At 45.6% G+C, this 26,415-nt stretch carries 18 protein-coding genes, 1 pseudogene and 1 riboswitch; of the genes and pseudogenes, 1 reads left to right on the top strand and 18 read right to left on the bottom strand.

Annotated elements, in window-relative coordinates; all coding sequences use genetic code 11:
- From G519_RS0105225 to G519_RS47245, 4 genes and pseudogenes are all read right to left on the bottom strand, one after another.
- Positions 1–209 (bottom strand): annotated as a pseudogene (locus tag G519_RS0105225) (ISL3 family transposase); the annotation flags it as partial.
- Positions 210–517: 308 nt separating this feature from the next.
- Positions 518–1,621: an SGNH/GDSL hydrolase family protein gene (locus G519_RS0105220; protein WP_029193789.1), complete on the bottom strand. Its 1,104-nt coding sequence runs from the start codon at positions 1,619–1,621 to the stop codon at positions 518–520.
- Positions 1,622–1,900: 279 nt separating this feature from the next.
- Complete coding sequence (locus G519_RS0105215; RefSeq protein WP_029193788.1) at positions 1,901–2,731, bottom strand: amidohydrolase family protein; 831 nt, start codon at positions 2,729–2,731, stop codon at positions 1,901–1,903.
- A 3-nt stretch (positions 2,732–2,734) separates the two neighbouring features.
- Complete coding sequence (locus G519_RS47245; protein ID WP_051253078.1) at positions 2,735–4,609, bottom strand: ADP-ribosylglycohydrolase family protein; 1,875 nt, start codon at positions 4,607–4,609, stop codon at positions 2,735–2,737.
- A 687-nt stretch (positions 4,610–5,296) separates the two neighbouring features.
- On the opposite strand from G519_RS47245, the gene G519_RS0105205 reads away from it, so the two are divergent.
- Positions 5,297–6,748: an IS1182 family transposase gene (locus tag G519_RS0105205; protein ID WP_029193787.1), complete on the top strand. Its 1,452-nt coding sequence runs from the start codon at positions 5,297–5,299 to the stop codon at positions 6,746–6,748.
- 176 nt (positions 6,749–6,924) lie between these two features.
- Here the strand turns inward: G519_RS0105205 and G519_RS49940 are convergent, their stop codons facing one another.
- The 14 genes from G519_RS49940 to G519_RS0105135 all read right to left on the bottom strand — a co-directional run bounded on the left by G519_RS49940 (position 6,925) and on the right by G519_RS0105135 (position 26,332).
- Positions 6,925–7,083, bottom strand: coding sequence for a hypothetical protein (locus G519_RS49940; RefSeq protein ID WP_154669539.1), 159 nt, complete (start codon positions 7,081–7,083; stop codon positions 6,925–6,927).
- Between the two features lie 55 nt (positions 7,084–7,138).
- Positions 7,139–9,316 carry a hypothetical protein gene (locus G519_RS41775; protein ID WP_036632079.1) on the bottom strand — a complete coding sequence of 726 codons (2,178 nt, stop codon included), beginning with the start codon at positions 9,314–9,316 and terminating at the stop codon, positions 7,139–7,141.
- A 101-nt stretch (positions 9,317–9,417) separates the two neighbouring features.
- Complete coding sequence (locus G519_RS0105190) at positions 9,418–11,100, bottom strand: type 2 periplasmic-binding domain-containing protein (RefSeq protein ID WP_029193786.1); 1,683 nt, start codon at positions 11,098–11,100, stop codon at positions 9,418–9,420.
- Positions 11,101–11,150: 50 nt separating this feature from the next.
- On the bottom strand, positions 11,151–12,044 hold the full coding sequence (locus G519_RS0105185; protein ID WP_029193785.1) for a carbohydrate ABC transporter permease: 894 nt from the start codon (positions 12,042–12,044) through the stop codon (positions 11,151–11,153).
- Positions 12,045–12,084: 40 nt separating this feature from the next.
- Positions 12,085–13,047 (bottom strand): ABC transporter permease, encoded by a 963-nt coding sequence (locus G519_RS0105180; protein WP_244280017.1) that lies wholly within the window; start codon positions 13,045–13,047, stop codon positions 12,085–12,087.
- 158 nt (positions 13,048–13,205) lie between these two features.
- Positions 13,206–14,828 (bottom strand): response regulator, encoded by a 1,623-nt coding sequence (locus tag G519_RS0105175; protein ID WP_029193783.1) that lies wholly within the window; start codon positions 14,826–14,828, stop codon positions 13,206–13,208.
- Positions 14,821–16,554, bottom strand: coding sequence for a sensor histidine kinase (locus tag G519_RS0105170; protein WP_029193782.1), 1,734 nt, complete (start codon positions 16,552–16,554; stop codon positions 14,821–14,823). Before G519_RS0105170 ends, G519_RS0105175 begins: the two co-directional genes overlap by 8 nt.
- 400 nt (positions 16,555–16,954) lie before the next feature.
- Entirely contained in the window at positions 16,955–19,348 is a 2,394-nt protein-coding gene (locus G519_RS47240; protein WP_051253073.1) for an EAL domain-containing protein, read from the bottom strand.
- Positions 19,349–19,462: 114 nt separating this feature from the next.
- A riboswitch (cyclic di-GMP riboswitch) is annotated at positions 19,463–19,548 on the bottom strand.
- A gap of 219 nt (positions 19,549–19,767) precedes the next feature.
- Positions 19,768–21,480 (bottom strand): adenine deaminase C-terminal domain-containing protein, encoded by a 1,713-nt coding sequence (locus tag G519_RS0105160; RefSeq protein ID WP_029193781.1) that lies wholly within the window; start codon positions 21,478–21,480, stop codon positions 19,768–19,770.
- Between the two features lie 21 nt (positions 21,481–21,501).
- Complete coding sequence (locus tag G519_RS0105155) at positions 21,502–22,563, bottom strand: ABC transporter ATP-binding protein (RefSeq protein ID WP_029193780.1); 1,062 nt, start codon at positions 22,561–22,563, stop codon at positions 21,502–21,504.
- Positions 22,564–22,578: 15 nt separating this feature from the next.
- Complete coding sequence (locus tag G519_RS0105150; protein ID WP_029193779.1) at positions 22,579–23,367, bottom strand: ABC transporter permease; 789 nt, start codon at positions 23,365–23,367, stop codon at positions 22,579–22,581.
- 4 nt (positions 23,368–23,371) lie between these two features.
- Positions 23,372–24,193, bottom strand: coding sequence for an ABC transporter permease (locus tag G519_RS0105145; protein ID WP_029193778.1), 822 nt, complete (start codon positions 24,191–24,193; stop codon positions 23,372–23,374).
- A gap of 27 nt (positions 24,194–24,220) precedes the next feature.
- Entirely contained in the window at positions 24,221–25,153 is a 933-nt protein-coding gene (locus G519_RS0105140; protein WP_029193777.1) for a nucleoside hydrolase, read from the bottom strand.
- A gap of 69 nt (positions 25,154–25,222) precedes the next feature.
- The gene (locus G519_RS0105135; RefSeq protein ID WP_036632072.1) at positions 25,223–26,332 is read right to left on the bottom strand and encodes an ABC transporter substrate-binding protein; all 1,110 of its coding nucleotides are present in this window, start codon (positions 26,330–26,332) and stop codon (positions 25,223–25,225) included.
- Between the last annotated feature and the right edge of the window lie 83 nt (positions 26,333–26,415).

Below are 26,415 nucleotides of genomic sequence, written 5' to 3'. Positions count from 1 at the left end.
TTTTTTTCAAATGCTGGCAGATGCCGGACAGTACGTAAACCGTTGCTCCCTTTAAGCGTGACGGCTTCATCTGATAGACAAATCGGACAGCATTGCTTTGAGGCCATAGGCACCGCTTCAATCTGTATTTCATCTGCATTCATCGGCAAAATCTGGTGAATCTGTAACTCTGGTATGTTAAGCATTTCACTGATATACTGGATTTGCATCTGTCTATTCCTTTTGTTGTTTGGTAGGACTTACAACAATACTGGATTGGCAGATGTTTTTCCATTTTCAACCGTAGTTCATACCGTCAAGCACTGATTTCTGTTTTGAGCCAAAAAAATAGCTTGGATGGGAATATAAAGTCACTTACTGAATCATTAAGTAACTATCCACCATCCCACTCAGCTCAGTGAAAACCATATCACACCTAGCTAAATTGGGGTAAGCTTCGACTTGTCGCTAACACTTAAGAATTCTTGCAAGTAATATTATAAAAAAAGAACCTCGCGAGTAACCTCGCAAGGCTTTGTTATTTCAATATCCCGATCAGTCCCAAGTGAAAATTCGTCCCCTTGCATTCCGGGCAGTTTCCATGAACAACCTCCAGTTCAATATGGTGTGTTCCCTCCATCAGCTCGTCAGCAATCCAGTAGATTTGAAACCATCCTCCATCTCCGCACCAATCCGGCCTTTCCCGGCAGGTAATGATGGCGTCCGCTCCATCCAGCCGATAGCTGAACTCCGCAGACTTTTTGCCGAAATCGAATGCTAATGCTAGCCCCTTTCCTACAAATGAGAAAGAGAGCTTTGCTCCAATGGCCGATGTACTCAGTATTCGATCTACCCTAGGCATAACAGCAGTCGATCGTCTTATCGTCCAAGGTCCTTCCAACTGCACATCTTCAAAAGGCAGCAGTTGCACGTTCTCCCAGTGACATGGATTGAGCGGAGTCAGAAGTGGCTTCTCTTTCTCCTTGTCGACTCTTTCTAAGGTTTGTTCAGTTATCCGGTCTCTTTCCAAAAATGAGATCACACTCTGACCGTAGCTCAAACTGCCTCGATGGGTAGGATGAAGGCCATCCGGTAACCATTCATCCCAGGTCATCCGACCTTTCTTTACTTCGTTCCATGCATGCAGCCCCATCCAAACCGAACTGATTCCATAATGTTCTGCCAATTGTTCAAACTCTTGGATCGTAGCAGGAACCACATTATGGGACATCGCATCGTACATGTCTTGGCAATACGTGTAAACGATCACGAGATTGCTTCGCCCCTCCGCCAAGAGCTTGCGGATCAACCCTTCTCTCGCCCGCATTCTCCTCTCGGAAGGTGTCCCATTGTCATTCACGGCAAATTCGATAAAAACCAGATCACACGCACGATCAATCAAATCGCGGTCTGCCCGGAACACAGCAAGGTCGCTTCCCGTTGCGCCGATAGCTGCATTTTCTACCGTTATGCGAGCATGCGGGAACGATTCAACGAACCAACGCGTGACGGGCTCGGGCCAATTGTGTGCAGCTCTTCCATCCTCCGTAATGGACCCTCCGATAAATCCAATCGTCAATTTCCCTTGCTCGAGTTTATTCCATATCTTTGACAAGCTGTTTCGATGTTGGTTAATGTCCATTCTTCTCACCTTTCTCTCTCAATATCGTCAAATCGACCCTTCCCTTTGCTCTTGGAAATAAGTCGTTTTTTACATACATTCCTTCGTAGATAAAGTTTAATGAACCATCTGGTTTGAAACAATGTACCTTGCTACATTTATTTGAAAAATTCTACGATTTTTTTGAATCTAAACTTTGGTTTATGTCGATGTCTATGATATCTGTATGTGACGGATTCGATAAACGCAAAAGAGCACTTGCGGTCATTGAACGACCACAAGAGCTCTATATAATCAAGCCTACAATAATTGATAAAATCGTGCTGCATTACCTCCAAAGATAGCTAAATGATCCTCACTAGTCAGGTTGGAGGGCAATGCGTTCATCAAAGCCAAATAAACTTCATCATAGCTGCAAGTAGCTAGACATACTGGCCAATCGCTGCCAAACATCACTCGATCTGTGCCAAACACTTCGATGACATGATGCACATAAGGAGCCAGATCCATCCAGTTCCAAGCTTGCTGATCAGCTTCTGTTACTAATCCTGACAGCTTGCACATGACATTAGGAAATGCAGCCAGTTCAGCCATCTCCGTCTTCCACGGTTCGAGGATGCGTCCAGCGATAAAAGGCTTTGCCGCATGATCGACTACTGCCCGAAGTGTCGGAAAGCTTCGAAACGCCTCCAGTATATAAGGATGATGCCGTGGTCTAAGCTGCAAATCAAGCGGAAAATCATCCTTGACCAGCTGCTCCATATTCTGCATGACTTGCGGTCGAAGAATCCATGAATCCGGCAGATCCTGAAGCATCGGACGAAAGCCAACAAACCCTTTATACCTTCGAAACTTAGCATATTGCTCGCTAAATTGCGGTGAATCCAGATCTAGCCAACCGACCACTCCAGCTATACTTTCATACTCATCATATAAAGAGAGCAAGAATTGCGTTTCCTCCAGCGTCGGCGCGGCTTGCACGACAATCGTGCGTTCGAATTGATATCGACGAAGTGAATCCTGCAGCTGCTCCGGCATATAATCCACATATAAAATACCCTGCTCAGGAGTCAACCAGCCATAGTCTCCGCGTTCCGTCTTCCAATAATGCTGATGCGCGTCAATTCTCATAGGTCACCCAAACAAAATATCGGTAAAATAATAGTGCGGACCAGGTATTGTGGTGTTAAGAAGTGCCACTGGTAAGACATAAACTTCTAGAGGACAACCATTTCTTATAGCCTCTACTTCAATCTCATAGCTTCCTACAGGTAGTGTCATTTCAATCCTTTGTTCTTCCGGAGCCCGATGATAAGCTGGCATGAATTCCAACGATTCTTTACATTCAATGACGATTTGACCGTTTAGTTTCAATACGATAGGTCCTCTTGCGGCCGCAATAACACGAATCTTTCGCTCTATCGGGTTGAAGAGCTTCGTTTGAGCGCGGTATAAGCCATCGTCATCACTACCGAGTTCCTTCTTCCAATCCAATTGATTGCCTGGGAAAAATACTTCCTTCCCTTCGCTGCTGTTCGGTCCCCAAATCATCCACTTTGAAGCGTTTACCAACGAAAAAGGAACCTTCTGAGCAGCCCATACGGATTGGTCGTGAAATCTCGTCCAAACGAATGCAAGCTCATAACTAGACTTAGCGATCGCGGAAGCTCGGATTTCTGTATGCCATTCGATCGATTCATTAGGTTGTAGGCTCACTTCAAGTGAATTCGGCATCTGCCAGTCCTCGGGCACTTCTAACGCAATATTGCCTACAATTGATGTTAACGAACGGTTGGTGAACGTGATATGCAGCTTCTTCTTCTGATTCACTCCGATGGCTGGACCTTCTTGACCAAAATCGATCTCAAGCTCAGCATCCGGACTGTTATGAGTTCCTTGCGGCAGCAAGTAGTGATTAGCCGTTACCTTCCTCGTCCAAAGCTCCTTTATTTTCCCTTCCGTTTCGTTCGTTTCTACGGGTTGGTTCAAGGTTGTCGGAAGGTCAGGATGCACCAGTATGTCCGTATCCCAAGCTGCAAGAATTTGTTTGCCCATGCGAATGGTACGTCGGGTTAATTCATCCAAATCCTTGGGTGCTGGAAATCCTTTAATTGGCGGACTGACGACAACCCGATCGCCGACAGGCTTCACCCATTTATCCGGCAAACCTTCTGGACCAAGCAGCATGCCTAATATAGCGCCAAGTGTAGCTGCTGTACAATCGGTATCATAACCGCAGTTGACCGCTTTCAAAATCGCATCCTCGAAATCCTCGCCATATAACCAGCCAAGTATGGTAAACGCAATATTTTGCGGGGCATCCGTAAAGTTATCATTGCCATGATGCTCCAGAATGAGCGAACGCACTTCGAGCCAATTCTTCCCTTCCTTATGCCAATGGAGCAGATCTTTCAATGCATTGGCGGTGCGACAATTTTCAGGTATATAGGTCATGCCGATCTGAATCAAGCGATCCCGATCCTTTTCATAGAAAATAGCGCTCTCGAGGGCGGCAAAAAACATTTCTCCGTACACCCCTTCTCCGCCGGCATGATCCACAATAGCGTCCTGATATGCATAATGAGCTGCTGTACTAGGCGATCCAGGAGTCACCATGGCCCAGATTTCGGAACGAATGGGTGAACCCATACACTCTTTGAACGGATTGTTGAATGATCCAGCAACGGGTGCAAGAAGACCTCTTCTTAGATTCGTAAGCGCGTAACCATACTCATCAAATGGGAAAAAGATATGCTCCAACCACTCCTGCCCAAGCTCTCGCGCAGTCAATCCCGGACCGTATTGCTCCAACGCATGCAGCCACACCAATTGTAAGTCCAAATCATCGTTCTCCAAAGGACCATCCGGCAGCTCCGGATAAAAGGTCAACTCTAGCAGCTCCTTAACGCCCTCTACCGGTGCACCAAGTGTTCCCCCTATATTTTTCCCAAGCCATCCCCCATATACGATGCGATAATAATCTTGTTCATTCAGAATTCGGATACTCATGTAGAAACCTCCGTCAGTTGTTATCGTGTACACAACTTCATCATAAGATCGGTTTCTTCAAAGAGCCATGTCCATCGTTATGTTTTCAAAAGAATAAATATTAGCGGATGTCATGGAACGTCGATCAGCTATTTGGACAAAAAAACCCCCGGAATCATGCGGGAGTAACTATAATGATAGCCTCCTCAAGCATGAGAAGCTTTTTTTCATATTAATTTCTTCGCTGGGCCAGGGGATAATTGCAGCACATATAAGCAAACAGCAGCTGAGAGGTCCTTTTCTGACGTCTCGCGCCACTTTCACTCCATTCGAGCCTCCGAGACTGCCTTTTCTGCCTTCTCAGGACGCAAACACGCTAACACCCCTTCTCTCAGCAGCTGAGAGATCCTTTTCAGACGTCTCGCGCCACTTCAAATCCATTCAAGCCTCCGAGACAGCCATTTCTGCTTTCTCAGAACGCAAACACGCTAAATCGCCTTCTCTCAGCAGCTGAAAGGTCCTTTTCAGACGTCTCGTTCCAAACTCAAAACAAATAAATTCTATCGTGCAAAAAAAGGCACTTCGCTAATAAGGAGGCCACTGAAAAAGTCCTTTCATACGAAAAAGGTACAGTCCCTCAAAAAAATTGAGGAGGCTGTACCTTTTTTGCCGTATAATTAAGGCATCACGAAAAGTGGGTGAGAGCAGATGATTCGGCAACAACAAACTTTGGTTCTGAGTCCTTACGCGGCACTGTATGACATCGTCGTGCCGAAGGACAATATGCTCCGTCAAATCAACGAACTGGTGGACTTCACTTTCATATATGAGGAACTGGAAGCAAAATATTGTTTAGACAATGGACGTAACGCCATTGACCCCATTCGCATGTTTAAATATCTACTGTTGAAATCCATCTTTGAACTATCTGACGTAGACATTGTCGAGCGCTCTAAGTATGACCTTTCGTTCAAATATTTCCTAGGTATGGCGCCGGAGGATCCGGTTATTGACCCGAGTTCGTTGACGAAATTTCGCAAGCTACGGTTAAAGGACATCAACCTGTTGGACATGCTTATCGGGAAGACGGTAGCTCTCGCCATCGAGCAGAATATTCTGAAGAGCAACTCCATTATCGTTGACGCTACGCATTCGAAAGCGCGCTATAATCAGAAATCACCGCAAGAAATTCTACAAGATCGTACACGGAAATTACGAAAGGCCGTTTACAGCGTGGATGAATCGACCAAAGTCAATATGCCAGTAAAGAACACGAGTAACGTACTCGAAGACGAAATTAAGTATTGCCAAAAACTCGTCGCCTTCATCGAAAACGAATCCGGAATCGCACAAGTGCCGAAAATTCTTGAGCCGCTCAACTTGTTGAAGGAGACGGTGGAAGATGACGTCGAACAACTTCGCCTGGTGGCGGATCCGGATGCTCGTGTGGGACACAAGAGCGCTGACTCCGCCTTTTTTGGATACAAAACACATCTAGCCATGACCGAGGAACGTATTATTACAGCGGCTGTCATTACAACTGGTGAGAAGAATGATGGCAAACAATTGCAGACGCTCATCGAAAAAAGCAAAGCAGCTGGCATACAGGTCAACACTGTCATTGGCGATACCGCGTATTCGGAAAAGGATAATATTTCGTACACGAAGAGTAACGAGATTGAACTCGTAGCAAAACTCAATCCGCTCATCACGCAAGGCAGCCGTAAGAAGGAAGACGAATTTCTGTTCAACAAAGATGCCGGCATGTACGTATGTCCAGCTGGTCACATGGCGATCCGAAAGGCTCGTGAGGGTAAAAAAGGTGTCGGCCAAAACCAGACGACTACCTATTATTTTGATGTAGAGCTATGCAAGCGGTGTCCGCTCAAAGAAGGCTGTTACAAAGAAGGTGCCAAAAGCAAGACGTATTCCGTAACCATTAAATCCAATGAACATTTGGAGCAGATGGCCTTCCAAGAGACGGAATACTTCAAGGAGAAGTTCAAGGAGCGGTACAAAATTGAAGCAAAGAACAGCGAACTTAAACACGGACACGGGTATGATGTCGCCACATCCTCGGGTCTGCTTGGCATGGAAATGCAAGGTGCAATGACTATATTCGCTGTAAATCTTAAGCGAATATTGAAACTGATAGATTGAAAACACGGCGAGTAGACCGATATAGAGACCCTAAAAAAAGACATCCGCCCCCTAAAAAATGGAGGTGGATGTCTTTTTTGCAATTTGTGCGAGACGCCCGTAAAAAACATAAGTTCTTCAGTGGCCTCCTAATAAGCGAAATGCCTTCTCTTACAAAGTGCCGAAACACCAAGCTGCTAGGTTTCAAGCGTCTTTCTTATATCTACGTCCATCTCTCCATTAAGCTGCTTGGCATAATCGCGCATCAAATCAAAATCAGGATTGCAGATTTCCTCCTGCATGCAGGCTTCATCTACATCATGCGTATTCAAAAGATTCCTATTCTCGTTGTCCATCCTACTCTCTCCTTCCTTCTTGAGAGTAGGTTTTCCATTCTTATACAATTTATCCCTATTCGAAAATGACCGTAACGAGGGTCCCCTCCGGTACGCCGGGATAGCGGATCAGAAGCGTTCGAGTTCCGGGTTCCCAGCTTCGATCTATGATTTCAAGACCATCCGCGATGACAAGATCGGGTTCCTCTGTTAATTGGAGCCTTGTACTAACGGTTACGCCAGCAGGCGCCTCGGAAACGAACTGGAGCTTCCCATTTACGACGGCTTTCTCGTCGCGAATTCGCGATGAACTGACGATGACTGCTGAAGTCAGATCAGCAGCAACCTCAAGGTCAAATAGCAGGCTGCCCTTGCCTGGTTCGACAACCGGATTGCTCACAACAGCAAGTCTGGCATCGAAAAGGTCGATATAGCTGCCATGAACAGTGACAGCCTCATCCGTAAGCGACTCCGTCATGACGCGTGTCGCGACATAGGGGCCTCGGCGGATTTGAAGGTAATGCTTTTCACGCAATGGCTCCTCTTCTCCGAGCATGGCTAGTGCACGCTTTACGCTTTCGCGGACCCAATTCGCGCCTTCTTCGGATTCGGCCAGTCGGGCTGGATGTACGCGGTGGACAATAACACCGCCTTGACCTACCCGGTACTCCCCATCCTCAAGGCGGCGTCCGATCCCAATCGCCTCGAAGAGGTGATCGTCTGGCCGCTCGTAGGCTTTGGCACCTCGGTTCCACCATTCCTTGACACTGTGGTACGGGTCACTGCCATCTCCCACATAGATCAAGCAGCCTCCATCTCGTATCCACTGCGACAGCACTTGATGAAGACCGGCGTGCTCCGGCTTCATAAATTCATAACTGAGCAGCAGCACCCGATAATCGTCCAAATACCCCGGGAAATGAAGCAAATTATCCAGCTGCACCGGGCGAAGCGGTATGCCATGTTTAACAAGCGGCAGCGCCAGCCCATAGAAAGCTGACCAATTCAGCATCTCTTCGTGATGCTCGGAAGGGAGAATTAGCGAACTGATGGTGCCATCGTAACGAAAGCCAGCCTCATCTGACTGCAACTCAATGTCTCCCCGTTGGAACATCGCTGAGTTGGCTAGTAGAAGACCGATGCCATCCGTTTGTTCATCGGAAATGGTTTCCTCATGGCGGTGCATATCACGAAGTACATGCATGACGGTCATCAGCTCGGTCGCGTAATCGGGCGGGATCATTTCTTTTCCCTTGCCGTCTTCCTTCGGGTAGGCAACCTCGAACACTCTTCGCGGCCAAGGGCATATCTCATAATTGTTTACATAAGGATGAAGCAGAGAAGCCACGACTGTATCTTCATAATTGACTTTATAGTCCGACCACGTGTAATTCGGATTGTCCTCAATTGGATCATGCAGAAACCACATATCACGACCCGTGCCGCGAACGAGCTCTTGCATGACGCCGTACTCAAGGAATGCCGTTTCGAACGTTCGCTCCTCACGGATGCCTTTGTACACATTGCGCGTACGCGCAGTCCCCGTCCATACTTGAGCAATAAAACCGTCGCAAGCTGGCATGTTAACGAGCAGCGCTTCCGGACTCACAATCCGCCACTGCGTGTAATTGATCAGACTATGCGTCGGCACATAAAAACGGATCGCACGCCCATAATGGACTTCCGCATATTCCTTCATCTGCGCACATAAGCGATCTAGCGTACGATAGTACAAATACGCCTTTAACTTGGACGCTCGGTATTGCGCGTCTGGCGACTCATGAGGCGGTATCCACGGCTCCTGATAGAAGATGCGCCATTCCCGCTTGATGGCTTCCGAATATCCACCGGCTACCCAAAACTCCGGCTCCTCCAGATGGATAGCTTCGGCCCCACAATCAATTGCCCGCTTAATACCGGCAGCAAGGTACTCGCTGAAGGAAATCGTCGGGACCATATAAGGTACGTCTTTGCCGTGCAGCAGCCGGTCGCCGGCGCGATTGGTCTGAGCTTCGTCCCAATGATCACGGCCGTCATACTTTCCGTACAAATAGTCCTGGTATTCTCCCCATGACACTCCTGTCATGAGGTGGATGATATAGCCCTTTTCTTTCCACCCGGCGATTCGTTCCTCTAAATCGTCCGAGATGCCATAGACCATGACAAAATCGCTGCGCAAATCGTACTTTGCCCCATACGGCCGCGATTCTTGGAAACCCGTCCATTCCTTCCTATCCGATACCGGTCTCGACAAAGGTAATCCCTCCTCCAGGAGTTCACGCTCAGCAGAACAAGAACGGGAGAGTCTTATTGCCTCTCCCGTCGTTCTCCGCTAAAGCGGCCTCTTGTTATGTTTTAGTTAGGCATTTGAAATTTCACAACGTCTTTGCCTTTTAGATTATCATTCGTGAATTTGATCGCTTCGCGATAGCCTGTTTTCACCATCTGCCCACGTAAATCATTAATGATTTTGAGTGCAGCCTCGTCGGATTTGGCAAATATCGCTTCCTTCCAAGCATCCCCTGTTTTATCCATGGATGGCTTGAGCGATTCCCATTGAGGAGCTTTCGTAATGACATCCCAAGGATTATAGGCTGTAATGACTTTAATGCCGTTCGGTCGTAAAATTTTACGCGCTTTCTCTAGAGAAGCCACGCGATTCTGATCGGCCCAGATGTCCCCGTTACCTTTGGAATTCGTGCGGTCTAGACCTGTCAAACTTTCGTAGCCGACGCCGATCCCTTCGTTCTTTTTCAGCTTCCCGGTTTTGTCATTCACAAACTTATCAAACCATTCCTTTTTCGCTGTCGGTTTGCCGTTTTGCATATCCCAATGAACGCCTTGAACACCGTACCGAGTAAGCATGAAGCCTTCATCAGAAGCTAGGAAATCCAACAGGCGCAGGGCCGCATCCACATCCTTTGCTTGCTTCGTAATGACAGTCACATTGTTGCCTTGCACGCCTAGATCAGCCGGACGGTTGGCTTCAGCGCCTGCTCTTTCCAGTGGACCTACCGGCACATAATCGCTGCCCGGGTGAGACTGGACGTAGTCCTTGGAGGCATCTAGAATAGCCGGATAGTGAGCTGCGAGGACGGCAACGCGCCCTTGCTTTACTTTCTCATTCGCGATTGGATCCGTCTGCGTGAACGCTTCGGGATCGAGCAACCCTTGGGAAATCAGCTTCCGATAATATAACGTGTAGTCTTCGTATTGTTTAGTAAAGAAATTATTCTCTAGAGAGCCGTCCCCTTTATCGAGGAAGCCGGAACCCATAAACATCTGATCGCCGATATTAACAGCCCAACCGTTGTGAAAGCCGCCGAGTGGAATGACCGGTTGACCGCTTTCTTTGAGACCCGCATCCTTGATTTTCTTCAAGAAATTGTACAAGTCGTCCTTTGTTTTGACGGACTGCGGGTCGACGCCTACTTTATCTGCAATGTCTTTGCGTACATAGAAACCGTATAGCCAGTCCATAGCATCTTTGTCCGTTGCAGGATGATTTTGATATAGCAAATATTTTTTGCCGCTATAGGCGTCAATCGCTTTTTCGTAAAGAGCAGGCGGTACGTTCTCTTTGGCGATTTCTTTGGCTAGGTTGGGATAATTAGCCAGCTTGCCGGAGAGATCAACCAATTGGCCCTCTTTGGCAGCTTTGACGATGCCATCCAGCTCACCGCCCCATGCCGGTCCCGTATATATATCAGGCAGGTCTTGCGTTGCGAAGATCGTGTTAACTTTCTCCACTTCGCTGCCTTTCGTGTATTCCATTTGAATCGTTACCCCGGTTTTCTCCTTAATCACTTTGGCGACGGCATTCATATCGCTCTCAGAACCGCTGGAACCATTCCAGTTGTGCAAAACTTTAAGTGTGACCTCTTTTTTGGTGTCCGATTTGGCTGTATTACTTGGACTTGTGCTTGAATTTGCGCTTGGGCTTGGAGACGTTTCATCCTTCTGAGTACAACCTACTAAACCACCAGCAAGCGTTAATGCTAATACAACGGAAGCACCTCTAGACCATTTCTTTTTCATGAAAACCCTCCTTCATTCATATATGATAAGCCCCCCAAAATCGAGGACAGCTAACCCTTAACGGAGCCTAGCAAGACGCCCTTGACAAAATATTTTTGCAAGAATGGGTATATGCATAAAATCGGGAAGACCGTGATAACCAAGAGTGCCATCCGTAACGATTCCGGCGTTGAACCGGCTGGATTCATGCTAATCGTTTGTCCTCCTTGCTGCGCTGCCCGCTGCATCGAATTCGAGAGTGCTTCCGCTTCCGTCAGCATTTGCTGCAGCAGTGTTTGAACAGGAACTAGGTTTTTGTTGGATACGTAGTAAGCCCCAGCAAACCAATCATTCCAATGTGCGACACCTATGAACAAACTTATTGTTGCAAGTACTGGACCAGATAAAGGCAGGATAATTTTCAAAAAAATTGTGAAATCGCCGTATCCGTCAATGCGTGCCGACTCGTCCAGCTCTTCCGGTATCCCCTGCAGGAACGTCCGGATGATGACGATATGCATGAAGTTGAATAACATCGGAATGATATACACCCAGAAAGTGTTGATCAGATGAAGCTTTTGCAGTGTGATGAAGTAAGGAATGAATCCCGCGCTGAAGATCGTTGGCAAGAAGATATAGAAGGTGAAAAACGTTCTTCCCGGCAGTGTTTTCTTCGACAATGCGTAAGCCATAAGGGTACACAAAAGCACGTGTAGAAATGTGCCGAGAATCGTGCGCAGCAGTGTAATTTTGTAAGCTTGCCAGATGCGAGGGTTGTGGAACACTTGCGCATAGTTATCTAAGGTAAACTGCCGAGGCCAGAAATACAGCGCACCCTGCATGGAGTCATTTCCATCGTTTAACGAGTACACAAGAATGTAAATAAACGGGTAGATCATCGAGAAACCGATCAGTGCCAGGATGATATAATTTAGTGTGCTGAACAAGGATATATTGCGCTTCATCTCATCACTTCCTTAGCGTCTTCGTGAGTAAACACATGCTTTAAAAAAGGGACACGTCGCTGTATTTCTTAGAGATTCGGTTGACGACCAGAATCATCACTAAACCGATAATGCTTTGGAACAAACCAACGGCAGCCGCATAGCTTAGTCGACCTCCACTAATACCGGAAGTGATGACATGTACATCGAGGACACTCCCGATTCGGGCAGTTGCCGGCCCATTCAAGAGCAGCAATTGCTCGTATCCGGCGCTCATCAAGCCCCCGACGGAGAGAATAAAGAGAATCACAGCAATGTTGCGAATACCCGGGAGCGTGACATGCCACATTTGCCGAAAACGGTTCGCGCCGTCAATCTTTGCCGCTTCGTACAATTGCTGATCAATCCCGGCTATCGCCGCCATATAGATGATGGAGTTCCATCCTATGTTTTTCCATACATCAGACCCCAATATCATGGGATAAAACCATGTTGTGTTGTAAAGGAATTGAATGCGTTCCATGCCTAGTGAGGCAAGCAGGTCATTCAACGGTCCGCCGTAAGGAGTTAGGAGGCGCTGCATCAGCGTCACGACTACGACCCAAGAAACGAAGTAAGGTAAGTAAGAAAGGGTCTGGACAACCTTTTTGAATTTCACTCTGCGAACTTCATTCAGAAGAATCGCTAGAATAATTGGCATTGGAAAACCGATAAGAAGCTTTGACAAACTGATCACAATGGTGTTCCGGACAAGCTCTGTAGCTTGATAGTAATCGAAGAATTGACGAAAGTATTTCAAGCCGGCCCAAGGACTTCCTGAGAAGCCGCCGGTGAACGTAAAATTGCGAAACGCCACTTGAATTCCGTAGAGGGGAACGTAAGAAAAGATGAAGAACCAAATGATGCCTGGCAGCATGAATAAGTAAAATACTTTATGCTGCCAGATGCGTTTCCACAGCAAACGCTTGAATGACATCGATTTTCGGGGTTGAACTTCGGCCATAGAATTTGTAAATGATTCCATTGTAAGCGTTTTACCTCCTTATTGGACTTATTCATAGGTTTCATTTGTTATATTCATTATATCAGATATGAATGCCCACTCGGTAGTCCAAATATTTATGATCAGGTATCACTTTCTTTGGAATTGTCATGTTTTTTGTTTCTCACTTTATCTTATTTTCACTTCATCTTGAGCCGTTCCCTGAACTGCGTCGGCGTCATCTCGTAGTAATCTTTGAATACCTTTGTAAAATAGCGGTAACTTTGGTATCCGACCTCATTCCCAACTTGAGCGACGGTTAATGCCGTTCCTTCAAGAAGTTCCAAGCTCTTCTCCATGCGAAGCCGAACGAGAAAATCCACGAAGTTATAACCCTTCTCTTGCTTAAATAAGGTGCTGAAATAAGAAGCACTGATCCCCACATATTCAGCGACTTCATGAAGGGAAATATCCCGAGACAGCTTGATCTTCATGTATTCAATGCCTTTGGAGACCGGCGACAGAGCAAGGGCTTCGATTGCGATCGATTGCAGCATAAACTGAATCAACTCTTTCGCCTTCTCGGCAAGCTCAGCATACGTTTCCTGACAACGGATTTCCTCAATAAACATTTCCATGACTTCACTTATCACAGGAAGTGATTTAACTTCCCTCAGCTGACGAAACAGATTAACGAGCATTTCGCCCACAATGAATCGTATGGCATCCTCCGATTCCCCGCTGCTGCACAAGCTCCGCAGAAATTCAGTAAAGAGTCCATAACCCCCTTGCTCGTCACCATGCTTGAAGGCGATAATGAGTTTTTTTTCAAGCTCAGTCGGGTAGAAGCCTTCGCTTTGTCCTTGCGGTGATGGATGATATAGATTGACAGACCCTTTACCCGTGAAAAATTTACACCTAAGCGCCTTGAACGCTTGCTCATAGGCCTCAGGAACATTGGAAATACCCTCGAACCGTTGACTGCATCCCACTGAAAGTTGAACGCTAAATAACCGCAAATAATTGTTTAAACCCTCTTGGAAAGCTTGGCCTGCTAGAAGTCCTTTGTTATCGATCTCACTTTCTGGTCCTGCTTCAAGGAGAAAAACGTAACGGTTCGGCGGCAACAGCACAGAATCCACCGCTCCGTACTTGTGAGAAATTTCATCCAAGATATTATGAACGATGAAACGGCATAGCTTCTGATCTTCATCGTTATAATGATCGGTGAACTTAGCGTAATCATCGAATTCCGCGACAAGCATAAGAAATGAGCCATTCACGATGTCTAATTGAGCGTCAAATGGATTGAACCAACGCTCTGGAGAGATCATGATGTCTTTACGTGTCAGCCAGCGCTCATACATTTGCGCTTTTTGGAGCAATGCCTTCTCCTTCTGCATTTGATTCGCATATTGGATTTTCGTCGATTGCAAATGCCGCTCATCCAATCTTCGCGCAATGACCTCGAATACTTCTGTTAATTGCTCTTTGGTCACCGGCTTCAGCAAATAATCACGCACGTCAAGCTTAATGGCCTGCTGTGCATAATCGAATTCCCCAAAACCGCTAAGAATGACAATTTCCACAGGCTCACCCGGCAGCGATCGGATGCGCTCCGTTAGTTCCAAACCATCCATGTAAGGCATCCGTATATCGGTCATCACCACGTCCACTTCAGGACGATCCTTCAGGATTTCCCATGCTTGCTGTCCATCTTCCACAATCGCAATAACTTCAAAACCATTTTGCTCCCAATTAATAACCTTAGTGAACCACTTGCGTGTTGATAATTCGTCCTCCACAATAAGCAGCTTATACATGTTCAACCTCCTCAAGCACTGGCAGCGTTAATACAACATCCGTCCCTTTCCCCAGCTCCGACTTAATTGACAAGCCATACTCGCTGCCGAAATACATCCGAATTCGACTGTTCACATTGTACAATCCGATGCCCTTGCTGGGTGAATGATCACTTAGCAACGTTTCTGCTTGTGCCTTCGTCATCCCCACACCATTGTCACGAACGGTCACGATGACAGCTTGCTCCGTCAGTTCGCCTATCACGGTCACAGAGCCTCTTGCCATCCCCTTCAACCCATGCTGGATCGCATTTTCCAGGAGAGGCTGAAGGATAATTTTCAAGGTATAGAGACTTGGTATCCGCTGATCTATTTGCCATTCGATCGTATGACGAGCACCGAAACGGATTTCTAGAATCTTTAAATAACAGTTGGCGTGATCAATTTCTTGTTCGAAAAGGATGGTGTTACTTCCCTTGGATACCGAGATTCGAAAAAGGTCTGCTAGTGCGATGACCATGCCTATGGCTGTCTGCTTCTCGTCCATGTCTATCTCGTTCTTGATTGCATCCAGTGTATTGTATAGGAAATGAGGATTAATCTGAGCTTGTAAAAAATTGAGTTCCATTTCCCTTCTTTCCAGCTTCTCCACATAGTTTTGGTGAATGAGGTCTCGCAAATTATCGAGCATATTATCAAAATTTCGATCTAGTTCATCGATCTCATCGCCTTTAACACGGACTCTGCGGCTCGTAGAGAGCACCCCTCTGCCTACCCGGGATACTTTGGCGTGGAGACGTCGGATCCCGCGGGTCAGTTGACGGGTTATTAGCAAGGTTAGAAAAGAGAAAATAATCATGCAAATGATGCTGACTGTCACAATCGTTTGGCGAATTTCATTCACTTTGGATTGAATCGACGCTTTGGGTACAAGAAGGTACATCGTCCAGTCCACATTCTGGAGCTTGCGGTACCACATGACATAGTCGGTTCCTTGTATATGTAGGTTCAGCTCGGACTCTGAGCTTCGATCCGCACTCGTCCGTTCGACGATTTCCTGTGGAAGCGGCTTGCCAAGTTGATCGGTGTCAGGGTTAAACATGATGGTTCCCTTACTGTCTGCAATGATTAAGCTTCCACTTGCGTCTACTGCTTTGCTGCCCCTCGTTTCCTGTACATACGTCACAGAAGGGATTTGGATCGTTAGCTTGATGTAACCAATTTTCTTAAACTCCCCGATACTGTAAATCGGCCGTACCAACGCATAATAATATTTACCGTCATATTGTTCAAGAATCCAAAACTTCGAGTCCGGTATCTCATTCAAGCCGAGAACCTTTCGAAGCCTATCTACTGGAAAAAGGTATACGCCATCGGACATAACATCCGGTGATGTGGAGAAAAATTCGATGCTCTCGACATCGGTCGCCTGATAGGCTTGAATAAACCGGACCGCACGAGAGATTTCCCGATTCATGATAATAATGCCTTTTTCCCGGTATACATCGGGTTCCGAAAGCACGTTTTGAACGGACTCCGACACCGTTAAATTGTCAAGAATGCTTTCATAGAAGCGGATATTGTAGTAAATGCCGTTATTGGATTGGACTAGGATCTTTTGATAAGAATCAGATACGTACCGGATAATGAGGTCTGACATTTGATTAAGGAAGTAATTCGTTAACCCTACAATCGGAAGCAGAATGGTTACCAAATATACGATCATTAATTTTTTGTGCAGCTTCATGCATGTCTATCCCCCTTAGTTTAAGTAAGCATAACTGTCTCTTCAATTCCCTAAGGGGACAGACATTTCTTTTATGGTAATAATTAACCAACGAGATTGCGCTCATTCCACCCAATTATAGTAAAGCGATTGTGTATTCGGCTTCGAATGGATTGACTTGCCATTTGTATTATACAATATATCGCTAACATATTGTACATGTCATTTAGATCATTCAATAATTTATAATCGCGTCATTTAGGCCATGTTTCGACATAATAAACTACTATATAAAATTGCAGGCTGGGCCTCATATCCTAAGCGATAGATGGTTATCAAATCACAAAAAAAGTCAAGCCAGATTCCGCACAGCATCCCTGACTCAACTTATTCAATTGATCTTATAATGTATTTACATATGTCATTTTGTTTCGGGTACCTGAAACAAATCAGAAGAATTCAACATCTCTATGATTCTGCCGGCCGGCACCGGTTTACTGATGAGAAATCCTTGAATCTGATCGCACCGGTATGTTTGGAGAATACGAAACTGCTCCGGCAGCTCAACTCCTTCCGCCACTACGGTTAACTGAAGTCGGTGAGCCATTTCGATCAACGACGATACGACAACTTGACTTCGAATGTTATCTGCCAGTTGATCGATCAACGTTTTATCAAGCTTCATACATTGTATGGGGAGTTGGCATACATATTTCATTGAAGAATAGCCTGCTCCAAAGTCGTCAATAGAGATCATAAAACCTAGATTACGCAATTCGATCAATATGTTAATCACTTCATCAAAGTTTTCGATTGCAAAACTTTCCGTCACTTCCAGCTCGAAATGGCATGGATCGACCTCTTCTTCGGCGAACAACCTGCGAATTCGGTCAAGAAAGTTTGGCTGCAGCAGTTGGACACCCGAAATATTGATGGCAACGATAAGAGATAGGTCTGCAGTTTGCTTTCGCCATGCGTTGAATTGCTGACATGCCGATCGCATAATCCATTCACCTATCTCATTAATGATTCCAGAACACTCAGCAATGGGAATAAATTCATAAGGAGATACATGGCCGAGTTGTCTGTTCGTCCACCTGAGCAGCGCTTCCACCCCGACAATTTTATTCAGTGCCAAATCCAATTTCGGCTGGTAATGAAGAGTAAGCTCGTCGTTGTCAATCGCACATTTCAAGTATTGCTCTAAGAGCATCCTTCTGGTCCGAATGGCTTCAATCGATTCCGAGTACAAGCGGTAATTATTTTTGCCTGATTCTTTGACATCCAACATAGCCACATCGGAATGATGAAGCAGGCTTTCCGAATCCTTTCCATGATCAGGATAAAGGCTTATTCCGATACTGGCTGAAATCGTGGCACGATAGCCACCTAGATCGTAGGTCACATTAATCGCCTCTTTGATAACCTTCGCCAAGTATTCAATTTGGTTGAAGTCGTGTTCGTAATGGGAAACAATGCAAAATTCGTCGCCCCCCAATCGGCAAAGGAATTCATCATCCTTCATACAGAGCCCTAATCTCCCGGCAACCTCAATCAGCAGCAAGTCTCCCGTATGATGTCCCATCGTATCATTGATTAGCTTAAAGCGATCCAAGTCGATGAAGATTACAGCAAAGCGGAATGGAAGCTGATCGTTTTGTGTAATGATTTTCTCAAGATACTCGAAAAAAGCTTTCCGATTGTTCAGACCGGTTAAATTATCATGATTCGCTTGATATTGAATTTCGTTTTGTGATTGTTCGAGCGACGTCATCATGTGGTTAAACGATTTCACGAGCTGTGTAATCTCGTCTTTGCCGGTTTCCTGAATGCGTATCGAAAAATCTTGTTTCGTTTTGATCACATTCATCCCATTGATCGTTTGGTTCAATCTAGCAAATATCGTTCGCTGAAGAACGCAGCTAATAATGAAAAAGAATATCAAACCGGAAAGCCCGAAATAGAACAAGTAAAATAGGACACTTCTCTGAGCTTCCTTGTATAATTCTCTCGACTTCACGAACTTCAGGAGAACGGCGGGTTTATTATTGACGTCAGAAAGCAATGAGAAGCCTGTGATCGTTGTTTTATCGGACACGGTCCAAAACGGCACAGCGTTTCCCGAAACGTTTACAGTTGAAGCTTGAGCAGGAGGAGTAAAAGATGGATCCACAATAGATATACTTAAAGGCATGTCTGTTTTTTCGGAAATATACTGAACGTAATTCGAGTCCAAGAAACGAGCGAAAACCAAGGTTCCGTGAACGGGTCCTTCATTGTTGCTCGTTAAAATCGGGTATGAGGTTGCGATCAGCGGCTGCTTATCAACCATCAATAACCCCATCTTCCGGGAAGAGGCGTCCGACTGTTCAAGGAAAGAAGCATACTTTGTCTGTAGTGTATGGATGAATGTACTCGGATAGCTAAGTGGGTGGCTATTGCCATAATCGTAAGCTTTTCCGAAGTAAACTTGTTTTTGGTTATTCATCAGAAGTGTTATATTAAGACGACTTGACATAAATAATGAATCCGTATAATTGACCGTGAGATAAGGATCAGTAGCAGTAGGAATCGTCGGCCTATCGATAAAGTTGTATGTATCGTCCCAGCCCGCATAATTAATCGCAATTGCACCAAGATTTGTATACTCATCAAAATAAGAAAGAAGGTTTTGCTTCATGTTTTCACGCAAACTTTCAAGCTCCATCTGCTCATAATTGCGCAAAAGAGCTCTCTCTGAAATGAAGTATAGAAGTGAAAGCATGCAAAGCGTGGTCATCCCAACGTAAATGATGATTTTCCGGCGAAGCGACATGGCAACATCAACCTCCAATGATGAATTTCTTTAAGCAATAGTCCTTAGGTTGAATAGCTGCCAATTATCTCCGTTCAAAAAAAACCACATCAGCTTAGGAGAGTGGCTTTCTTTTACGGCAACTGGCTGGCGTGGCGCATTGCCCTATAGCCCCTTTAGTTTTGCGTCCCCGGATTTCTGCGGGTTTGCCTTTAACGGTATTCATATATGTATTTATCTCATTTGATTATAATGGACTATAAATAAACACACAATATATAGTTCTAAAGTATTATAAAAACTTCCCGAAATAACTACGAAAGTGCAGATATTTTTGCTAAAATCATTTAAAAAGAGGCTATCCTCAAGTAGATTTATCTACTTGAGACAGCCCCTTTTTCTATGATTTCAATTAGCTTCCACCCTGAATCCGTGAAAGTTCAGTTGTGTATGATTAAAGGCACAACTTTCCCTACATTCACATCAATTAAACCATAATCCGTTATTTTCAGTGCTGGACTAACCGGTAATGAATGCGTACTGATCGACATGATCGGATTATAATGACGGTAGCCTAATGATTCCATAGCCTTGCGCAGCTGCTCAACTTCCTTGGCGACTTGCTCCAAAAGGACTTCGGTTAAAATACCGCCGACAGGCAGCTCAAGACTTGCAATCACCTCGCCGTTCTGGGCAACACTAAAGCCCCCTTGATTCTTGATGACCTCATTCACAGCGATCATCATATCGACGGGATTGTGCCCGACAACAAGCATGTTATGGTTATCGTGGGAATAAGTCGTTGCTATGGCTCCTCGCTTGATCGTATCACCGCCGATTAAACCAAAAGCGCGATTCCCGTTTTTTCCGTAGCGTTCAAACGTAGCGATAAGTCCATAGCCGCTATCCTGCCAGTTAAGCTTTCCTTGACGAACCTCTACATCGACCTGCTGCTCCTCTGTAAACGTGGATCCATCTTTCACCATCATTGCTCGGCAAGCATACCAGCCATCCGCTATTTCTGCGCTCACTGAGAAATCCGCATCAGTTAACGGCGACATATGCACGCTTTGATAATAGTGGTCAGGAAAAGCGGGTGGATGGACGATTGGTTCGTAGGGTTCGTTTACATCATAAACCTTGCGGCCATGCTTGTACACTTGATCGATCGTCAGCTGCTCCAGATCGGATATCAGTTGAAAATCGCCAATTTTACCGGGCGCAATAACGCCACGATCATACATCCGCATTCTTTTGGCTGGAGAAAGTGTGCTGGCATAAATGGCTTGCTCAGGCTTCATGCCCATGCCAATCGCTTTACGAACAAGGTGATTCAAGTGCCCCCGACGCTCGAAGGAGTCGGCCATCACATCATCGGTTACAAAGCAATAGTGCTCAGATACCTCATGTTCCATTAAATACGCCATCACTTCAGGCGTCATCGATTTTTCTTGAATTTCAATAAACATCCCCGCAGCGATCCGAGCTTCCATGCCCTCGATCGATTGATGTGTATGATCGGAATCTACCCCGCTATAGATCATTCGATGCAAGTCCAGATCCAATAGTTTCGGGACATGACCTTCAATAATCAGATGAGGATAATGAGTGCGGATATGATTTAAAATATGGTTCGTTTTGCAATCGGGATCCGTTATCACATCTACGTAGTTCATGATTTCGCCTAAACAAATGATGCGTTCTGTACGAAGCAGTTCATCCAAATCCTCGATTTCAATCGCGCCTCCGGTCGTTTCCATCGAAGTGGCAGGAACCGAGCTCGGGATGGCATAGAACATGTCCGCTACACAGTGCTGGCTAGCTTTAATGAATTCCTTTACCCCATCAAGTCCGAAGACATTAGCGATCTCATGAGGTTCTGGAACGATAGTTGTAACACCGTTGCGAATGAGTCCGTAAGAGAACGTCTCCGGCGTAACCATCGTGCTTTCGATATGCAGATGGATATCAATGAGACCGGGAATCATATAACGTCCTTGTCCGTCCAAATGCTCGGCCGCCTCGAAGTTATCGGCAGCCCGTTCCCCGATATATAGAAACCTTCCATCCAAGATCGCTGCATTGCCTTGGATAAATATTTTAAAATAACTATTATAAATTCGTACATTCTCAATCAGTAAATCTACACGCATCTGCCTTCGCCTCCAAGTACATTACTCAACTAGAACTAATTTCTCGCTAGGAAAAAGAAGCCGGACCTCTTGACCATTCTGGTATGGAAGCTCCATTTCTTTATTCACTGTGAAATTCCCCAGCTCCGTCTCGACAACGTATTGATAGCTTCTTCCAAGGAAGGTGCTGACCTTGACACGACCTGCCAATCGATTCGCTCCTGCATCGATTTCATCAGGCTTTTCAATCACGACATCATCCGGGCGGATAGCCCCTTGCTTGCCCAGCTGTTCTCCTTTGCTGGCATGCTTCGTAACAGCGAACATATAGTCTTTCACCTTCAACGCAATCTCATCGTTTCCATCGAATCTCGAATCGAAATGAATAAAATTCGTAAAGCCAATAAACCGAGCCACAAATTCCGTTTTCGGATATTTAAATATCGCCGCTGGAGCGCCCAACTGTTCAATGATGCCTTTATTCATAATCGCGACTTGATCGGAGATAGAGAAGCACTCTTCCTGATCATGTGATACATAGACAGTAGTAATACCAAGCTCCTGCTGAATGCGGCGGATCTCCACACGCATGTTAATACGCAGATTCGCATCCAAATTGCTTAGCGGTTCGTCGAAGAGCAGCAGTTCCGGCTCGATCACAAGCGCCCTGGCAATAGCAACCCGTTGTCTTTGGCCGCCTGAGAGCTCCTTCGGAAACCGCTTTTCGAAGCCGGACAAGCTTACGATATCCAGGATATTCCGGACCCGCCGATCGATCTCTGCCCCGCTCACTTTCCGAAGACGCAGACCGAAAGCTACATTATCATAAATGGATAAGTGCGGAAACAAAGCATAGCTCTGAAACACGAATCCGAAGTTCCGTTTGTTGACGGGAACGTGCGTATAATCTTTTCCGTTTAGCGAAAATTTGCCCGCCTTTGCCTCTATGAATCCTGCGATTAGCCGCAAAGTCGTCGTTTTCCCGCATCCACTTGGACCGAGCAGCGAGATCAGACTTCCTTTTTCAACACTGAGGTTGAAGTCTTGCAGAATATATTGCTGGTCATAGGCAACCGAAATATTTTCCAGTGATAGCAATGCCATGGATGAAAGCCTCCGTTATCGTTTGGTGAAATAGGATAAACCCATCAACCGTTCAATGATGAACATAAGTACGGCAGTGAAGAGCATGAGTAAGACAGATATAGCGGCAATTGTCGGGTCAAAATGATTCTCCACATACGTCAGCATCTGTATTGGCAGCGTACTGACTCCGGGACCCGTCATAAAGACCGAAATGTCGACATTATTAAATGATTCTAAAAATGCAATAAGAATGGCTGCGATAATACCGGACTTGATGTTCGGCAGGACGACTTTGAAAAAGGTTTTAAGCTGACCGGCGCCAAGACTTAATGCAGCTTCCTCAATCGCAAAATCAAAATTCGATAAGCTTGATGCAATAACGCGGATGATAAAAGGAAGCATAATCACGGTATGTCCAATCAGCAGTGCTGCATAGATCGGCAAGTGATAGGTGACGATAAGGTACTTAAGCATCGTAAACCCAAGCACGATACCTGGAATAAGCACCGGGGAAATAAAAATCGCATTCAGCGCTCCTTTTCCCTTAAACTCAAACCGGCTTAACGCATAAGCCGCTGGGATACCAAGCAGCAGTGCAAACAAATTACCGATCATCGATACGATAACAGAGGTACCCGCGGTCTTCATGAACATCTTGACTTCCAAAATGTTGCGGTACCATTTCAATGAGAATCCTGTCGGAGGGAATTTCAATACACTCCCTGGCTCAAATGAAGCAAATGCAATAATGACGAGCGGCCCGAGCAAGAATATATAGACAAGTAGTGTAAATAAGGCCAGTCCTCGATTCTTCTCTCGCATACTTCTACCCCTTCGGATTTAATTTAGTAGCCAGTTTGTTCATAAGCGCGATAACCACGAAGGTGATCACGATCATAATCACGGCAATGACGGAGGCGAGATACCAATCGTTCAGTGTAATCGCATTCTGATAGAGGAATGTGGAAATGACCCGCTGCTTGCCTCCGAGCAAAGCTGGTGTCGTATAAGCTGTCAGGCTTCCGACAAAAACAAGGATACTGCCTATAATTAATCCGGGTACACTAAGCGGCACGATAACCTTGACGAAAGCCGTAAATCGGTTGGCTCCCAAGCTCTCCGCCGCTTTGATCAGATCCGGATCTATATTCTCAAGAACACCGACCAACGTAATAATGATGAGCGGTAAAAACAAATGGAGAAGACCAATCATCATCGCAGCAGGCGTATACAAAATATCAAGTGGCTCTTGGATGAGACCAATGGCCATCAAAGCATTATTGAGCAGCCCTTTTTTACCCAAAATTATCATCCAGCTAAACGATCTGACAACCGAGCTTGTAAGCAGCGGAAAAATAGCTAATGCAAGTAAGATCGCCTTTTGTCTCGGACTTTGTTTGGAGATGAAGTAAGCTACTGGAAATCCAAGCAATATACAAAATAATGTAGTTACCAAGCTGACACGAAGCGTTGTCCATACGATTTTGAGAAAATAAGGGTCTTTAAAGAAGTTCAAGTACCCTCCAAGCGTAAATGTCCCTTTATCGAAAAAGGTTGAACCTATCGTGAGTAGGATCGGTACCACCATGAAAATCGTCAAGAAAAGTAGTCCCGGTAGCAATAATAAAAATAAGAACTTTTTTTTCATGTAGCTTTACTCCTGTTCCTGGGTTCGCTAGGCACGCAGCGCATTTATAAAAAGCTGGAGGAATTCGTCAGCCGATACATCCATACAAACATGAACATTAGCCTCTTTGGATAAGCGGTTCTGGAAATCGCATACAGTTTGTCCGTCGCAAAGCTCGCTGCGTGTTTCGACATCTACGTAATAATGGCGCGTCGTGACCAGCTGTTTATTCAGAGCCACTCCGACTGCAAGCGGATCATGAAGCGCACAGGCCCGAACTCCGTTACGTTCATAATAACGCTTCATATAGTTTGCTGTGCTTTCCTGAACATAACGGGCTATTGGAGAATCACCGAGCTCGCGAATATGTTCATCGGTTAGCAGCGCTTTACGCGTTACATCCAACCCTACAAGGGTTAAAGATGGAAAACCTGCCTGGAAAACGATCTTCGCGGCTTCCGGATCGACATACATATTGTACTCCGCCGTGGGCGTTATATTGCCGAAGCCTTGAACAACGCCGCCCATCACAATCACTTCCTTGACCTGATGAATCAGATCAGGATGCTTCATAACCGCCAAAGCCAGATTCGTTAGCGGAGCTGTCATAACTAAAGTGACTTCTCCGACATGCTCCCGCACTTGATTTACGATAAAATCGGATGCGTGTCCAGCAGTCGTCTGCATATGAACCGGCATATCGCTTAAAGCGCCGCCAAGCCCATCATTTCCATGGACATGATGCTCAAAGTGAGAAGCTCGCATCAATGGCTTATCTGCCCCTTTAACCACTGGAATCTTCTCTTCCATCCCAAGCAGTTGGAGGATCTTGCATGTATTCTTAGTCGCTTGATCCAGAGAAACGTTGCCATTCACGGTTGTAATTCCGAGCACATCCATATTTCCGCTGCGAACGGCCAGCAGAATACCTAACGCATCATCCACACCCGTGTCTACATCTAGGATGACCTTCTTTTTCATGACTAAGCCCCCTTAAGTCCTATTGAAGAAATCAAGGGTATATTGGCATATACCCTTGATTGGTTTTATTTATTGAGCAACTTCCTTGTTCCAACGTGCAATCCATGCTTTAAGATTTTGATTGACGATTTTCATATCCAATTTGCGAAGTTTACTCACAACGTCTGCGCCATAAGTAATTCCCGTAGCTTCTTCAGTCGAAAGCTGAAGTGTCGTGTTTACAGGTGAATCTACTTTTGCTTTCGCTGATTTCTCCTGTACTTCTTTGCTCAAATGCCAGTTGATGAAATCTTCAGCCAGCTGCTTATTTTTACTTCCTTTAATCACGTTGACCGTATTCATAACGGCGTAAGCTCCTTCTTGCGGGGAGACGAACTTCGTTTCTGGTACTGCTGCTTTCAAATCCTTCACATACATTTCCATGATAGGACCCGCTGCAATTTCCCCTTGCGAGAACATGTTAACGAATTCGGAAGTTTGGCCGTAATATTTAACGACTCCTTTGTTCAGTTCCTTAACCTTTGCGAAAGCTTGATCTTCGTTAAAAGTCGTGTTGCCAGCAACCACAGATGCTGCATCCAAGACCATTGGGCCTGTTGTTGCCGTGATATTAGGAAGAGTCAGCTTCTTGGAAAGCTCAGGACTCCAAAGGTCGCTCCATGACTTGATTTCTTTGGTTGTTGCTTTCGGATTGTAGGCAATACCTAGTCGACCTACTGTGTAGGCAGGACCGTAATCTTCACCCAGTGGCGCTTTGGCCAAATCATAGATGTCTTTCAAATTCGGAATGCGACTGCGATCGATTTTATCGAAAAGTCCCGCTTCAATTCCTTGTTGTGCGTAATAGTCAGATAAATAAATGAGATCCACGCTCGAGCTGCCTTGTTTCACTTTGTTCAAACGTTCTGCGTTATTGCCTATTTCGAGAACAATCTTAGCGTTATGCGCTTTCTCAAACGGCGCGTACACTTCTTTCTTGAAGAAGTCATCCGAAAACCCCCAGGTGGAAATGACTAAAGTTGTAGGTTCCCCTTTGGATGCCGATGTGGCAGCGGCTGTGGGTGCTGTTGTAGCTCCACTTGTATTGCCCTGGTCCTTCGCGGGCGCTGTGCCGCAACCTGTCAAGGCTAGTCCTACTACAGATAAAGAAATTAAACCACGAACCATTTTTTGTTTCATTATTCATCGTCCTCCCAGTTTTATCATGTATGATTTTTTATGCGTGAATCCCCTGTTAAATTTTTACTAGTATTCTTCAAGAC

Source organism: Paenibacillus alginolyticus DSM 5050 = NBRC 15375, assembly GCF_000422905.1.
In the GTDB taxonomy this organism is placed as follows: domain Bacteria; phylum Bacillota; class Bacilli; order Paenibacillales; family NBRC-103111; genus Paenibacillus_E; species Paenibacillus_E alginolyticus.
Note: the sequence above shows the minus strand (reverse complement) of the source record. Positions and strands in the feature narration are given on the sequence as shown.